Genomic DNA, 13,168 nt, shown 5'->3' with positions numbered 1-13,168 from the left:
AGCGAGATCGTGCCTTTTTCAGCGTCAGCATCTGCTACAATGTATTTGCCATTTATTGGGGCGGCGCCGCTAAAGCGCAACCCGTTGGGCCGCCACCCAGCAAGTGTCACGCGTAATCGAATGCCAATGTGATAGCACACTATGAATAAAGCAATAAGCTATTCCGCATAATTATCGCTACCTTGGGCTCGCAGCACATCTATTGTCGAGTATCAGTGACGTAAAGTTTGATGCTTTTTCTGCCGTCACGCAGTTTCTAATCAAGAAGATCATCCATAAAACAAAGCAGAACCAATGACGACCACAACTACATCTACATCAACATATTGCCGTAAATGTGGCAGCACCGATTTCGGTTTGTGGACATCTGCAAGTACAGGTAAACAACAACGCTACTGTCGGTCGTGTCGTCGCCAGCGTGCCAACATATACTCTCATCGTAAAGTGGTCAATGGCGGCTCTCATAGCAGAGCAGAATGGCTTGCCAAACTTGCTCTTCACGACAGTTGCCCACGATGCAATCGATTATGGACTGATATTCCGCAGCGACCTGATCGCAGATACAAATACGTTTGGACGAAAGATCACATTATCCCTTTAAGCGAAGGCGGCACCGATAATATTGATAATATTCAGCCACTATGCTACCAGTGCAATTCTTCTAAATGTAATGGCGATAGGAAGCGAAAAAATTTCTTGTAAAATAGTAAACGTTGTATCGGGGTGGCTGGCCCAACACGCGCTTGCAGCGGACGCCGCTTCGCGTCGAGCGAGATCGGTGTTATTTTCCGCGCCAGTATCTGCTACAATGTGACTGCCATTTATCAGTGGCGGCGCCGGTAAAGCGCAATCCGTTGGGCGAGTCTTCGGCGAAACTTGTCCCGATCACAAACTGCTCTTTCTGGTGCTTCGCCAAAAGAACGCCGTGCAGCTACGAAAGAACGTATCGAGCGTGGGATGAGCGCCCGTTGTGCCGCGTGATTCCAGTCAGTGTTTTCTCAACCCAGCGTGGTGCAAAAGCCCGTTGTGCTGGCGTGGTTCCGTTCAACGCTTGGCACATTTCAACGTGATACGAACGCGCGTGGTGCTGAGTGTGATTCCGGTCAGTGCTTTCTCAACCCTGCGTGGCACAAAAGCTCATTGTGCTGAAGTGGTTCCGGTCAGCGTGATTCCGCCAAGCGCAGTTGCTCGTGTCAATGGAGCGTGATTGGCGTCTGCCTCAGTTTGACTTTCTATCGAGGCTCACGCCCAACACGCGCTTGCAGCGGACGCCGCTCCGCGTCGTGCAAGTGACATGAGCCCATAAAATTGTCAAGTCCCGGTGAGAGGATCTGCCTGTTTTTGTTGCGCTTCACTCCACGCAGCGCGAAATGCTTGGGGTGTAAGGTAGCCAAGACTGCTATGCGGTCGTTCGCTGTTGTATTCGTGACGATAACCGTTCAGGCGTACACAGGCCTCCGCAATCGAGCCAAACACGAAGCGATTCAGACACTCATCGCGCACCGTGCCGTTGAAGCGTTCCTCCTTTCCATTTTGCCACGGCTTGCCTGGCTCAATGTAGAGCGTCTGCACGCCGCTGTCCCGAAGCCAGAGCTGCACGGCTTGAGCGACAAATTCCGCTCCATTATCACTGCGCAGATAGCTCGGCGCACCGTGCTGAGCAAACAGAGCTGCCAGCACACCAATCACTCGTTCCGCCGAGGTTGTGTGCGCCACGTCGAGCGCCAGCCCTTCACGCGTAAACTCATCCATCACCGTCAAGACCTTGAATGGCGTGCCGTTCGCAAGCGCATCTTCGACAAAATCATAGGCCCAAATCTGACCAGGGCGTGTTGCTTGAAGCTGTGTCGAGCGTGAACGCCGTGACCGCAGACGGCGAAGGCGTTTGACGTGCAACTTCTGCTGGCGCCAGATACGACGGACACGTTTGTGATTGACGCGCTCAGTTCGGCGTAGCAGCGCAGTGATGCGACGATAGCCATAGCGCGGATAGCGCGTTGCCAAGTCACGAACCCGAGTGCTCAGTTCGGTGTCATCCTCCGGGTGTGCTTGGTAGCGAAAGGTTGCAGGCGCGAGCGAGACCAACAAACACGCACGATAGGCTGATAACCCACCAGCAACCAGGAACGCTACTGTCTCACGCTTCTCGTCTCTGGTTACGGTTTTTTTGCCACCACCTCCTTGAGCAGGTCGATTTCAAGCAGGCGTTCAGCAAGCATCCGCTTGAGACGCGCGTTTTCCTTCTCAAGCTCCTTGAGGCGCTGGACTTCTTGGACGTTCATCCCACGATAAGTTTTGCGCCAGCGGTAGAATGTGGCTTCGGCAATCCCGTGCTCGCGGCACACGGCGCTGACGGTCTGCTCATCTTTGTCGGCTTGCTCGAGGATCTTGAGTATTTGTTCTGCACTGTAGGTTGGCATTTTCATAGCTTCTCCTTACGGAGATCCTATCATACCAACTTGGCAGTTTTATGGGCTCATGACATTGCTCTGCTTCCCCGCTCTTTCACCAGTTTCGTTTGATACCTCAGACGCAGCTCTCAACGCTGTTTTGCACCTGCAAATTCCTTTTCGACAGGTGCATTATTCGATTCTGCACCTGCAAATTCCTTTTCGACAGGTGCAAATTCCTTTTCGACAGGTGCAAATTCCTTTTCGACAGGTGCAAATTCCTTTTCGACAAGTGCAAATTCCTTTTCGACAGGTGCAAATTCCTTTTCGACAGGTGCAAATTCCTTTTCGACAGCTGCAAATTCTCTTTCGACTGAGGCAGAAAACAGACCTTCGCGCACTCACTCGTCTGAACTGTTACTCTGTTCGGTCGCGAACCGCGCGGCGCGCAAAACGAGCAAACGCTTCCCGAAATCTGATGCTGCGCGCCACGCGGAACGCTCCCGCTGTCAGCAGATCAACGCCGCTCGCGTGCGTCAGGCGCAACGAAGCGGGCACAAGCACCGCTGCGAGCACTCGCCTGCCTTGCGCCCGCCTCGTTGCGCAGCCATAAACCAAACGCAGCAGCAAATGAAACGTGGTATGATTGCGGCAGCAACACCGTGGTCGGCAAACAAGCGCGTTCGCCCAACACGGCGTTGCAGTTGACCGCTTCGCGCACGAGATCAGTGTTTTTAAGAGGCTCATACAGCGCTCGCGGCAACTGAACGCCAACCCGTTGGGCGAGTCTTCGGTGTAAAGTCATCCCGATCTAGAACGACGATTTCTGCCTTTTTGGCATAACAAAGCAGTGCAGCCACGAAGGAACGAATCGAGCGTGGGATGAAGGCTCGTTATGCCGCGTGATACCGTCAGCGTTTGCTCAACCCCGCGTGGTGCGCGTGCCCGTTATGCTGGCGTGGTTCCGTTCAACGCCTGGTACACACCAGCGTGATTCGAAAGCTCGTTATGCCACGTGGTTCCGTTCAAGGTTTTCGCAACCCTGTGTGGTGCGAACGCTCGTTGTGCTGATTGTGGTTCCGTCAGCGTGGTTCTACCGAACGCGGTTGCTCGTATCCGTTCAACGTGATCGGTTTATGCCTCAGTTTGGCTTTTTATCAAAGCTCACGCCCAACACGCGCTTGCAGCGGACGCCGCTTCGCGTCGAGCAAGATCGTGCGTTTTTCAGCGCCGGTATCTGCTACAATGTGCTTGCCATCTATCGTTGGCGCCGCCGCTAAAGCGCAATCCGTTGGGTGCCAATATGTCAGCCTTCTCGGCTTCAGGAAGCCGCCATTTGGGCAACCTGATACGGAACTCGGCTGATCAGTTTGAACCACGCCTATCGCTTGCATGATCGTTTAGCCAGACCTCGCATCGATAGCGAAAGCATTTGGGGTAGTTTCGATGCACCAACACGATTTTTCAATTGATACAGATCATTTTCAGTTTTATCTTGAAGATTGCCAACATTCTGATGCAGAATACAATCTGTGGTTGCATGCGTTTATTCCTGAAATTCTCGATGTGTATGATGGCGGGTTGGCGATTGGCACCGCACGATGGGGATTACAAACCCGAATTTCAGTCGTCATGTTAGAAGAAGCTCCTGGTGATGCTTCTCTGTGCGATTGGGATCGAGTTGTCGAGGCCAGCGTAGAATGCCGATCTGGATGCATCTGCATCGTTTCACCAGAATCTGGTTCGCATGAGGAAGCCAGAATGAAGATTGCGCCTGGTTGGTATCGCGTCAGAATCTGCTGGGGAAACATCCAATCAGTTGACGACGAGCTGGAACCAACAGGTGAGGATCAATACGTCTTATTCCTTTGGACTGCTTCGTATGCGTTACCATCTATCATCCAAAAAAAAGCGTAGAATCGGCATGAGCGAGGAGATCGAAATGAAAGCTGAATAGCCATTGGCACCCAACACGCGCTTGCAGCGGACGCCGCTTCGCGTCGAGTGAGATCGTGCGTTTTTCAGCGTTAGTATCGGCTACAATGTGACTGCCATCAATCGGTGGCGGCGCCGCTAAAGCGCAACCCGTTGGGCGTCTTTCGTTTCTCAGGTTGTCTTGATCTCACAGGTCGCTTGCTGTCTTTTCGGCAGAAGAACGCAGTGCAACTCCGAAGGAACGAATCGAGCGTGGAATGAAAGCCCGTTATGCCGCGTGATTCCAGTCAGCGTATTCTCAACCCCGCGTGGTGCGAGTGCTCGTTATGCTGATTGTGGTTCTGTTCAACGTTTAACCAAAGCAACGTGGTACGAAGGCTCGTTGTGCTGAATGTGATTCCGTATCGCGCTTTCTCAACCCGGCGTGGCACAAAAGCTCGTTGTGCTGAATGTGATTCCGGGCAGCGTGGTTCCGCCAAGCGCAGTTGCTCGTGTCGATGGAGCGTGATTGACGTATGCCTCAGCTTGGCTGTCTATCGAGGCTCACGCCCAACACGCGCTTGCAGCGGACGCCGCTTCGCGTCGAGCAAGATCGTGCGTTTTTCAGCGCTGGTATCTGCTACAATGTGCTTGCCATTTATTGGCAGCGGCGCCGCTAAAGCGCAACCCGTTGGGCGCGTCTCGTTTCTCACGTTGTCTCGTTCTCGCAGGTCGCTTTCTGTCTTTTCGGCAGAAGAATGCTCTGCTGCCACGAAGGAACGAATCGAGCATGGGATGAACGCCCGTTGTGCCACGTGATTCCAGTCAACGCCTTCTCAACCCCACGTGGTATGAGCGCCCGTTGTGCTGGCGTGGTTCCGGTCAGCGTTTCGCGCATTTCAAGGTGATTCGAAAGCTCGTTATGCCGCGTGGTTCCGTTCAAGGCATTCTCAACCCTGCGTGATACGGAGGCGCGTTATGCTGAATGTGGTTCCGTCAGCGTGATTCCGCCGAGCGCAGCTGCTCGTGTCGATGGAGCGTGATTGGCGTATGCCTCAGTTTGGCTTTCTATCGAAGTTCACGCCCAACACGCGCTTGCAGCGGACGCCGCTTCGCGTCGAGCGAGATCGTCGTTTTTCAAGTGCCAATATCTGCTACAATGTGATTGCCATTTATTGCAGCGGCGCCGCTGAAGCGCAAGACGTTGGGCGCGTCTCGTTTCTGAGGTTGTCTCGATCTCGAATAGCGTTTTATTGAGTTGTAGCAAAACAACGCAGTGCCGCTACGAATACACGAATCGAACGTGAGGTGAAGGCACGTTGTGCCACGTGATTCCAGTCAGCGTTTGCTCAACCCTGCGTGGTGCGAGTGCCCGTTATGCTGTGTGTGGTTTTGGTTAATACTTGATCACAACAGCGTGGTACGAACGCCCGTGGTGCTGATTGTGGTTCCAGTCAGTGTTTTCTCAACCCTGCGTGGTGCGAATGCCCGTTATGCTGAAGTGGTTCCGGTCAGCGTGATTCCGCCAAGCGCAGTTGCTCGTGTCGCATCAACGTCGGCGTCTCATGCTTCCATTCGGCTATTTATCAAAGCTCACGCCCAACACGCGCTTGCAGCGGACGCCGCTTCGCGTCGAGCGAGATCGTGCCTTTTTCAGCGCCAATATCTGCTACAATGATGCAGCCATCAATCAGTGGCGGCGCCGCTAAAGCGCAACCCGTTGGGTGGCAACCAATCAATGTTCTTCTCAATCCCTTGTTCGGTACGCGCGCACTCCTCGTAATGCCTTGGACAATAGTCTCTGCTCTTTGGCGTCATCTGATTCTCAATGCTATACTGATCCGTGGTTGATTTACCCACTGGACCAAGCAGAGTGTCTAGAGTTTGCGCTCAGCATGGTTTGGGTCAGATGTTCGATATGCACGTTGTGCGTGCTTTCGGTGAGGCAAAATCGCCAAGTGCAAAGGAGCTAGAAACTCATGCCCAATGTTCGTAAGCTTACAGCTGAGGAAGTACAACAAATCAAATCATCGATCGATCACAATCTTGAGGCTTCTGAAACCGAGGCAACACAAGATGCTCACCCAGATCAAGGAACGCTTGACCAGGTGTATCCGCATATTGCTGATTGGGTTTACGGTGGTGGCTGGATCGAACTCGGCCAGAATGAATATAGTCGTTCATTCATCCGCGTTCTGGATACTGGTGGAATGCTGTGGGAAGGAACAACACGGTATCGTTCCCTGGAAGCGCTCTTTCGAGATGCAGAAGCAGCACTGATTCGGCTTGAAGAAACCGGTGAAATCTAGCCTGCCAAGCGACAGAGTGAGCGGTTTTGAGCGCGAGGATCAAGTCGCCGGGTTGCCACCCAACACGGCGTTGCAGTTGACCGCTTCGCGCGCGAGATCGTCGTTTTTTGAGGGAAGTTTGTACCTGCGCTCGCGGCAACTGAACGCCAACCCGTTGGGCGTCTCTCGTTTCTTGGGTTGTCTTGATCTCACAGGTCGCTTTCTGTCTTTTTGGCAGAAGAACGCAGTGCAACTCCGAAGGAACGAATCGAGCGTGGGATGAAAGCTCGTTGTGCCGCGTGATACCGGCAACGTTTTCTCAACCCTGCGTGGTACGAGTGCTCGTTGTACTGAACGTGGTTCCGTTCAACACTTGGCACATTTCAACGTGATACGAACGCGCGTGGTGCTGAGTGTGATTCCGGTCAGTGCTTTCTCAACCCTGCGTGGTACAAAAGCTCGTTGTGCTGAATGTGGTTCCGGTCAGCGTGATTCCGCCAAGCGCAGTTGCTCGTGTCAATGGAGCGTGATTGGCGTCTGCCTCAATTTGGCTTTCTATCGAGGCTCACGCCCAACACGCGCTTGCAGCGGACGCCGCTTCGCGTCGTGCGAGATCGTGCGTTTTTCAGCGCCAATATCTGCTACAATGTGCTTGCCATCAATCAGTGGCGGCGCCGCTAAAGCGCAACCCGTTGGGCGAGTCTTAGGCGCACGTTTGTCTCATTCTTCAAACGCGTTTTATGTCATCTTGGCACAGGAAGGGCGTACAGCCACGAAGGGCCGAATCGAGCGTGCGATGAAGGCTCGTTGTGCCGCGTGATACTATCAACGTTTTCTCAACCCCGCGTGGTGCGAACGCTCGTTGTGCTGAAGTGGTTCCGGTCAATGATTTCGCAACCCCGATGCAGACAAAAGCCGGTTCTTTTCCACGTGGTCGCGGCAACGCTTTCTCAACCCGGTGTAGTACAAACGCCCGTTATGCCGCGTTGTTCCGTTCAAGGTATTCGCAACCCCACGTGGTGCGAAGGCTCGTTGTGCTGAATGTGGTTCCGGTCAGCGTGATTCAGCCCAGCGCAGTTGCTCGTATCAGTTTAGAGTGGTCGGTTCATGCTTCAGCTTGGCTATTTATCAATGCTCTCGCCCAACACGCGCTTGCAGCGGACGCCGCTTCGCGTCGAGCGAGATCGGGCGTTTTTCAGCGTTCGTATCTGCTACAATGTGGCAGCCATCAATCAGTGGCGGCGCCGCTAAAGCGCAACCCGTTGGGCGCGTCTTAGGCGCAAAGTCGTCTCGATCTCGAATGGCGTTTTATTGAGTTGCAGCAAAACAATGTAGTGCCACCACGAAGGAACGAATCGAGCGTGGGATGAAGGCCAGTTATGCCGTGTGGTTCCGTGTTGCGCTGTCTCAACCCCGCGTGGTACAAGCGCCCGCGTTGTGCTGATTGTGGTTCCGTTCAACGTTTGCCGCAAAGGAGCGTGGTACGAAGGCTCGTGGTGCTGAGTGTGGTCCTGTTCCAGGTTGTCTCAACCCTGCGTGGTACGAACGCTCGTGGTGCTGAAAGTGGTTCAAGTCAGCGTGATTCCGCCAAGCGCAGTTGCTCGTGTCGATGGAGCGTGATTGGCGTCTGCCTCAGTTTGGCTTTCTATCGAGGCTCACGCCCAACACGCGCTTGCAGCGGACGCCGCTTCGCGTCGAACGAGATCGGGGTTATTTTCCGCGCCGGTATCTGCGCCAATGTGGCAGCCATCAATCAGTGGCGGCGCCGCTAAAGCGCAACCCGTTGGGCGTTCATTCATCAACGGCGTTTTGGATTGATAGCGCATGTGTGTCTGGCCCGCATTCATCGTTATGTTTTTTGAGCGCCTATCTTCTCTCTACGTAACCTCTACCGTCGCAGTACGCTTTTCTCACGCCATACTCGCTTCAACCCAATCGCGTGGTGCGTGTACAAATGACGTGACCACCTGACGTAACAATTACACGCTCTAGTGAAAGCAGCGCATAGCTATCAAAGGCTGTAAATGAACACGAATCAACGTTTTTGCTGCGATATGATGACATCCCAAATTCTGCATCGCTGCCCCGACCATCCTGACCTCTTCGATTGCCCAGATGTACTAATTACATATACAGCACAATTTGATGACTATGGCTTGATTATTCATGATGGTGGAAGTTCCTGTATCACGATCAGTTTCTGCCCGTGGTGTGGAACGCGTCTTCCGAAATCAAAATATGAACGATGGCGCGATGAGCTTGCGGCATTAGGGTTTGATGAACCAAGCGAACAGGCTATTCCCGATGTATACAACACGGATGCCTGGTATCGCGAAAAGTCATCTGGCGTGTAAGCAGAAACGTGGTACGCAAATCCAGTTCATCACCTGTTTCAAACAAACGCCCAACACGCGCTTGCAGCGGACGCCGCTTCGCGTCGAACGAGATCGGTGTTATTTTCCGCGCCAGTATCTGCTACAATGTGATAGCTGTTTATCAGCAGCGGCGCCGCTAAAGCGCAACCCGTTGGGCGCGTCTCGTTTCCGAAGGCATCTTGTTCTCACACGTTGCTTTCTGTCTTTTCGGCAAAAGAACGCGATGAAGCCACGAAGAGCCGAATCGAGCGTGGAATGAAAGCCCGTTGTGCCGCGTGATTCCATTCAGCGTTTTCTCAACCCCGCGTGGTGCGAACGCCCGTTGTGCTGAAGTGGTCCCGATGAAAGTTTAGTGCGCTTCAACGCTGTACCAAAGCCCGTTATGCCGCGTGATTCCGTTCCAGGTTGTCTCAACCCTGTGTGGTACGAGCGCCCGTTATGTTGAATGTGGTTCCGGTCAACGTGATTCGGCCGAGCGCCGCTGCTCGTATCGCATCAAGGCCGACGGCTCATGCTTTCACTTTGCTGTTTATCAAAGCTCGCGCCCAACACGCGCTTGCAGCGGACGCGCTTCGCGCCACAAGATCGGGGCTTTTTCGGAAGATCATTTCGTGTAGAGTTTTCTTTCGTTCTTGGCAGCGCGCCGCTAAAGCGCAACCCGTTGGGCGCATCTCGTTTCTTAGGTTGTCTTGATCTCACAGGTCGTTTTCTGTCTTCTCGGCAGAAGAACGCAGTGAAACTCCGAAGGAACGAATCGAGCGTGGGATGAATGCTCGTTGTGCCGTGTGGTTCCGTGTTGCGCTGTCTCAACCCCGCGTGGTACAAGCGCCCGCGTTGTACTGATTGTGGTTCCGTTCAACGTTTGCCGCAAAGGAGCGTGGTACGAAGGCTCGTGGTGCTGAATGTGGTCCTGTTCCAAGTTGTCTCAACCCTGCGTGGTACGAACGCTCGTGGTGCTGAATGTGGTTCAAGTCAGCGTGGTTCCGCAGAGCGCAGTTGCTCGTGTCGCATCAACGTCGGCGTCTCATGCTTCCATTCGGCTGTTTATCAAAGCTCACGCCCAACACGCGCTTGCAGCGGACGCCGCTTCGCGTCGAGCGAGATCGTGCGTTTTTCAGCGCCAGTGTCTGCTACAATGTGACAGCAATCAATCGGTGGCGGCGCCGCTAAAGCGCAACCCGTTGGGCGAGTCTTAGACGCAAAGCTGTCTCAATCTCGAATAACGGTCTGTGGTGCTTCGGCAAAAAGATGCTGTACAGCCACAAACGAACGAATCGAGCGTGGGATGAAGGCCAGTTGTGCCACGTGACACCGGCAACGTTTTCTCAACCCCGCGTGGTACGAAAGCTCGTTATGCTGAGGTTGTTCCAGGCAAGGCTTGCACAACCCTGATGCATTCGAGCGCCCATTCTCTTGAACGTGGTCACGGCAACCACTTCTCAACCCGATGTGGTACAAACACCCGTTATGCCGCGTGATACCGTCAACGCTTTCCCAACCCCGCGTGGTATGAAGGCTCGTTATGCTGAATATGATTCCGGGCAACGTGGTTCCACCCAGCGCAGTTGGCCGTATCACTTCAACGCGGGCAGCGTATGCCTCAATTTGGCGGTTTATCAAAGCTCTCGCCCAACACGCGCTTGCAGCGGACGCCGCTTCGCGTCGAGCGAGATCGTGCCTTTTTCAGCGCCAATATCTGCTACAATGTGATTGCCATTTATCAGCAGCGGCGCCGCTAAAGCGCAACCCGTTGGGCGCGTCTCGTTTCACAGGGTATCTCGATCTCGCAGATCGCTTTCTGTCTTTTTGGCATACCAAAGCAGTACAGTCACAAGAGAGCGAATCGAGCGTGGAATGAAAGCCCGTTGTGCCGCGTGGTTCCGTGTCGCGCTATCTCAACCCGCGTGGTGCGAGTGCTCGTTATGCTGATTGTGGTTCCGGTCAACGATTTCGCAACCCTGCGTGGTACGAACGCCCGTTATGCCACGTGATTCCGTGTCGCGCTTGCTCAACCCTGCGTGGTGCGCACGCTCGTTGTGCTGAATGTCGTTCCGGTCAACGTGGTTCAACCAGGCGCAGTTGCTCGTGTCACTTCTACGTAGTTGGTTCATGCTTCAACTTGGCTGTTTATCAATGCCCTCGCCTCTGTTTCAAGTTGCCTGCCTTCCTTTTGCACTGAGCATAAACCTCCAGAGTTGTCTTTCTTCGCCTTGCCAGTTTTCGCTCATCAGCCTCGCGTGACGCCGTGCTCATCACTTCCTGACCATCCTCATTTTTGCTCCGCTTCCCCGCTCTTTCACCAGTTTCGTTTGATGCCTCAGACGCGCCTCGCAACGCTTTTCGGCAGGTGCATTATTCGAATTTGCAGGTGCAAATTCCTTTTCGACAGCTGCAAATTCCTTTTCGGCAGGTGCATTATTCGAATTTGCAGGTGCAAATTCCTTTTCGACAGCTGCATTATTCGAATTTGCAGGTGCAAATTCCTTTTCGACAGCTGCATTATTCGAATATGCAGGTGCAAATTCCTTTTCGGCAGGTGCAAATTCCTTCTCGACTGAGGCAGAAAACAGACCTTCGCGCACTCACTCGTATGCGCTGTTACTCTGTTCGCTCGCGAACCGCGCGGCGCGCAAACAAGCAAACACTTCTCGAAATCTGGTGCTGCGCGCCGCGCGGAACGCTCCCGCTGTCAGCAGATCAACGCCGTTCGCGTGCGTCAGGCGCAACGAAGCGGGCACAAGCACCGCTGCGAGCTCTCGCCTGCCTTGCGCCCGCCTCGTTGCGCAGCCATAAACCAAACGCAGCAGCAAATGAAACGTGGTATGATTGCGGCAGCAACACCGTGGTCGGCAAACAAGCGCGTTCGCCCAACACGGCGTTGCAGTTGACCGCTTCGCGCGCGAGATCGTTGTTTTTGAGGAAAGTTTGTGCAGCGCTCGCGGCAACTGAACGCCAACCCGTTGGGCCGCCGCCATTCATTGCTGTACCAGTCCTTTGCACTAAGGCGGCTACACTATCCTTAACAGGTCGCGAGCGCCTTTGATAGAAAGTATGGTATCTCTTGCCATGTAAAGCGCTCAGGTTTTTCTCGAATTGAACTGGACCGGAGTGTATAACGCCATATCTTGGAACGAAATATCCAAGCTATTATTGTCCTCTGATACGATATATCTTGAAAGCATAGAGAAACACTCATGAGGAGAACAACAATGTTGGACGATTTGAAGAAATCCCTCACAAATAGAGAGCATATCTCTATGCTTATTAGGCAGCATAACAATAGTATGCACGGTTATTACTTGGAAGACAAATGCACATATCAACTGCTCATTGAACATATTCCGGCAATTACGTATGTTGCGGCAATGGACGACGCAAGCAGCACGCTCTATACTAGCCCGCAAATTGAGCGAGTTATGGGATTTACTCAAGCCGAATGGATGAGGGACAATCAACTATGGTTCAAGCAAATTCATCCAGAAGATCAAGATCTTATCCTCACAGATTTGCTTCGAATCCGTTCCGGAGGCGAAACAGTCGCACGTGAGTACCGTATGCTAAATCGTGCTGGTCAAATCAAGTGGTTCCGAGATGACTCTGCAGTATTGTCTGACGAGAGCGGAGTTCCCTTACTCCTCTACGGAACTATGCTCGATATAACTGAGCAAAAGCAATTGGAGGCGAAACTTACTCAGGCGCGCGAGCGCTTGCTCGATAATCTAAGAAAAAGCTTTAGCAAACGCGAGCTTGGAGTTTTGCAACTCATCAAAGAAGGAAAAACGGATCGAGAGATTAGTCAGATGCTTTCTATTTCTGAAAGAACAGTAGGTTACTGCTTACAATCAGTGTATGCAAAATTGGGAGTAAGGAAACGAATAGAAGCTCTGCGAGAGGCGATAGAGCAACACCTCCTTGATTAAAGGTACACCAGATTCAATATTTTAGCAAAAAAAATTGCCCGACCCGGCAAAAAAGTTTGCCCGATTTCTCTAGACACGCGCTATAATTCCTGCTAGATTTCTCATGCTTCACCTTTTGGTATTAGGATTTCCTTGACAGGCCATTATAGGGAGGATGCGCCCATGACGCTTCTACTCAGACTCAAATGGCATTTGGTAATCGCCTTGGCATGTGGGTTTGCTCTAGGCTCCCTTTCCTCTGCACAAGCATCAGCATCGTACTCGTTTGCCGGTTACAATTA

12 protein-coding genes are annotated in these 13,168 nt (G+C 53.0%); 7 read left to right on the top strand and 5 right to left on the bottom strand.

Annotation, left to right across the window (positions count from 1 at the left end):
- The first annotated feature begins 294 nt into the window (after window positions 1–294).
- Window positions 295–702: an HNH endonuclease signature motif containing protein gene (locus M1P90_RS06650; RefSeq protein WP_483701829.1), complete on the top strand. Its 408-nt coding sequence runs from the start codon at window positions 295–297 to the stop codon at window positions 700–702.
- 609 nt (window positions 703–1,311) lie between these two features.
- Here the strand turns inward: M1P90_RS06650 and M1P90_RS06645 are convergent.
- From M1P90_RS06645 to M1P90_RS06635, 3 genes are all read right to left on the bottom strand, one after another.
- Entirely contained in the window at window positions 1,312–2,124 is an 813-nt protein-coding gene (locus M1P90_RS06645) for an IS3 family transposase (RefSeq protein ID WP_483704618.1), read from the bottom strand.
- Between the two features lie 32 nt (window positions 2,125–2,156).
- Window positions 2,157–2,426, bottom strand: coding sequence for a transposase (locus M1P90_RS06640; RefSeq protein WP_483701828.1), 270 nt, complete (start codon window positions 2,424–2,426; stop codon window positions 2,157–2,159).
- Between the two features lie 113 nt (window positions 2,427–2,539).
- Window positions 2,540–2,791 carry a hypothetical protein gene (locus M1P90_RS06635; RefSeq protein WP_483701827.1) on the bottom strand — a complete coding sequence of 84 codons (252 nt, stop codon included), beginning with the start codon at window positions 2,789–2,791 and terminating at the stop codon, window positions 2,540–2,542.
- A gap of 735 nt (window positions 2,792–3,526) precedes the next feature.
- Between M1P90_RS06635 and M1P90_RS06630 the strand changes: the two genes are divergently transcribed.
- The 5 genes from M1P90_RS06630 (at window position 3,527) to M1P90_RS06610 (ending at window position 10,706) form a co-directional block, all read left to right on the top strand.
- On the top strand, window positions 3,527–3,670 hold the full coding sequence (locus tag M1P90_RS06630; RefSeq protein WP_483701826.1) for a hypothetical protein: 144 nt from the start codon (window positions 3,527–3,529) through the stop codon (window positions 3,668–3,670).
- Window positions 3,671–3,836: 166 nt separating this feature from the next.
- Window positions 3,837–4,307, top strand: a complete 471-nt coding sequence (locus M1P90_RS06625) for a hypothetical protein (protein ID WP_483701825.1) — start codon at window positions 3,837–3,839, stop codon at window positions 4,305–4,307.
- A gap of 1,976 nt (window positions 4,308–6,283) precedes the next feature.
- Entirely contained in the window at window positions 6,284–6,613 is a 330-nt protein-coding gene (locus M1P90_RS06620) for a hypothetical protein (RefSeq protein ID WP_483701824.1), read from the top strand.
- Window positions 6,614–8,616: 2,003 nt separating this feature from the next.
- On the top strand, window positions 8,617–8,946 hold the full coding sequence (locus tag M1P90_RS06615) for a DUF6980 family protein (RefSeq protein ID WP_483701823.1): 330 nt from the start codon (window positions 8,617–8,619) through the stop codon (window positions 8,944–8,946).
- A gap of 1,616 nt (window positions 8,947–10,562) precedes the next feature.
- Complete coding sequence (locus M1P90_RS06610; RefSeq protein ID WP_483701822.1) at window positions 10,563–10,706, top strand: hypothetical protein; 144 nt, start codon at window positions 10,563–10,565, stop codon at window positions 10,704–10,706.
- A gap of 513 nt (window positions 10,707–11,219) precedes the next feature.
- Here the strand turns inward: M1P90_RS06610 and M1P90_RS06605 are convergent.
- Both M1P90_RS06605 and M1P90_RS06600 read right to left on the bottom strand, forming a co-directional pair.
- Window positions 11,220–11,549 (bottom strand): hypothetical protein, encoded by a 330-nt coding sequence (locus M1P90_RS06605; RefSeq protein ID WP_483701821.1) that lies wholly within the window; start codon window positions 11,547–11,549, stop codon window positions 11,220–11,222.
- A gap of 115 nt (window positions 11,550–11,664) precedes the next feature.
- Window positions 11,665–11,946, bottom strand: coding sequence for a hypothetical protein (locus M1P90_RS06600; protein WP_483701820.1), 282 nt, complete (start codon window positions 11,944–11,946; stop codon window positions 11,665–11,667).
- 230 nt (window positions 11,947–12,176) lie between these two features.
- Between M1P90_RS06600 and M1P90_RS06595 the strand changes: the two genes are divergently transcribed.
- A complete protein-coding gene (locus M1P90_RS06595; RefSeq protein ID WP_483701819.1) occupies window positions 12,177–12,887 on the top strand; it encodes a PAS domain-containing protein in 711 nt (236 codons plus the stop codon).
- Window positions 12,888–13,168: the final 281 nt, after the last annotated feature.

Source organism: Kouleothrix sp. 19917 (assembly GCF_057073505.1).
Note: the sequence above shows the minus strand (reverse complement) of the source record. Positions and strands in the feature narration are given on the sequence as shown.

Excerpts from the sequence above, each read along its gene's own strand:
- M1P90_RS06640 (WP_483701828.1), bottom strand. The coding sequence starts at position 2,426 with ATGAAAATGCCAACCTACAGTGCAGAACAAATACTCAAGATCCTCGAG.
- M1P90_RS06595 (WP_483701819.1), top strand. The coding sequence starts at position 12,177 with ATGTTGGACGATTTGAAGAAATCCCTCACAAATAGAGAGCATATCTCT.
- M1P90_RS06650 (WP_483701829.1), top strand. The coding sequence starts at position 295 with ATGACGACCACAACTACATCTACATCAACATATTGCCGTAAATGTGGC.
- M1P90_RS06610 (WP_483701822.1), top strand. The coding sequence starts at position 10,563 with ATGCCTCAATTTGGCGGTTTATCAAAGCTCTCGCCCAACACGCGCTTG.
- M1P90_RS06620 (WP_483701824.1), top strand. The coding sequence starts at position 6,284 with ATGCCCAATGTTCGTAAGCTTACAGCTGAGGAAGTACAACAAATCAAA.
- M1P90_RS06625 (WP_483701825.1), top strand. The coding sequence starts at position 3,837 with ATGCACCAACACGATTTTTCAATTGATACAGATCATTTTCAGTTTTAT.
- M1P90_RS06615 (WP_483701823.1), top strand. The coding sequence starts at position 8,617 with ATGAACACGAATCAACGTTTTTGCTGCGATATGATGACATCCCAAATT.
- M1P90_RS06600 (WP_483701820.1), bottom strand. The coding sequence starts at position 11,946 with ATGAATGGCGGCGGCCCAACGGGTTGGCGTTCAGTTGCCGCGAGCGCT.
- M1P90_RS06630 (WP_483701826.1), top strand. The coding sequence starts at position 3,527 with ATGCCTCAGTTTGGCTTTTTATCAAAGCTCACGCCCAACACGCGCTTG.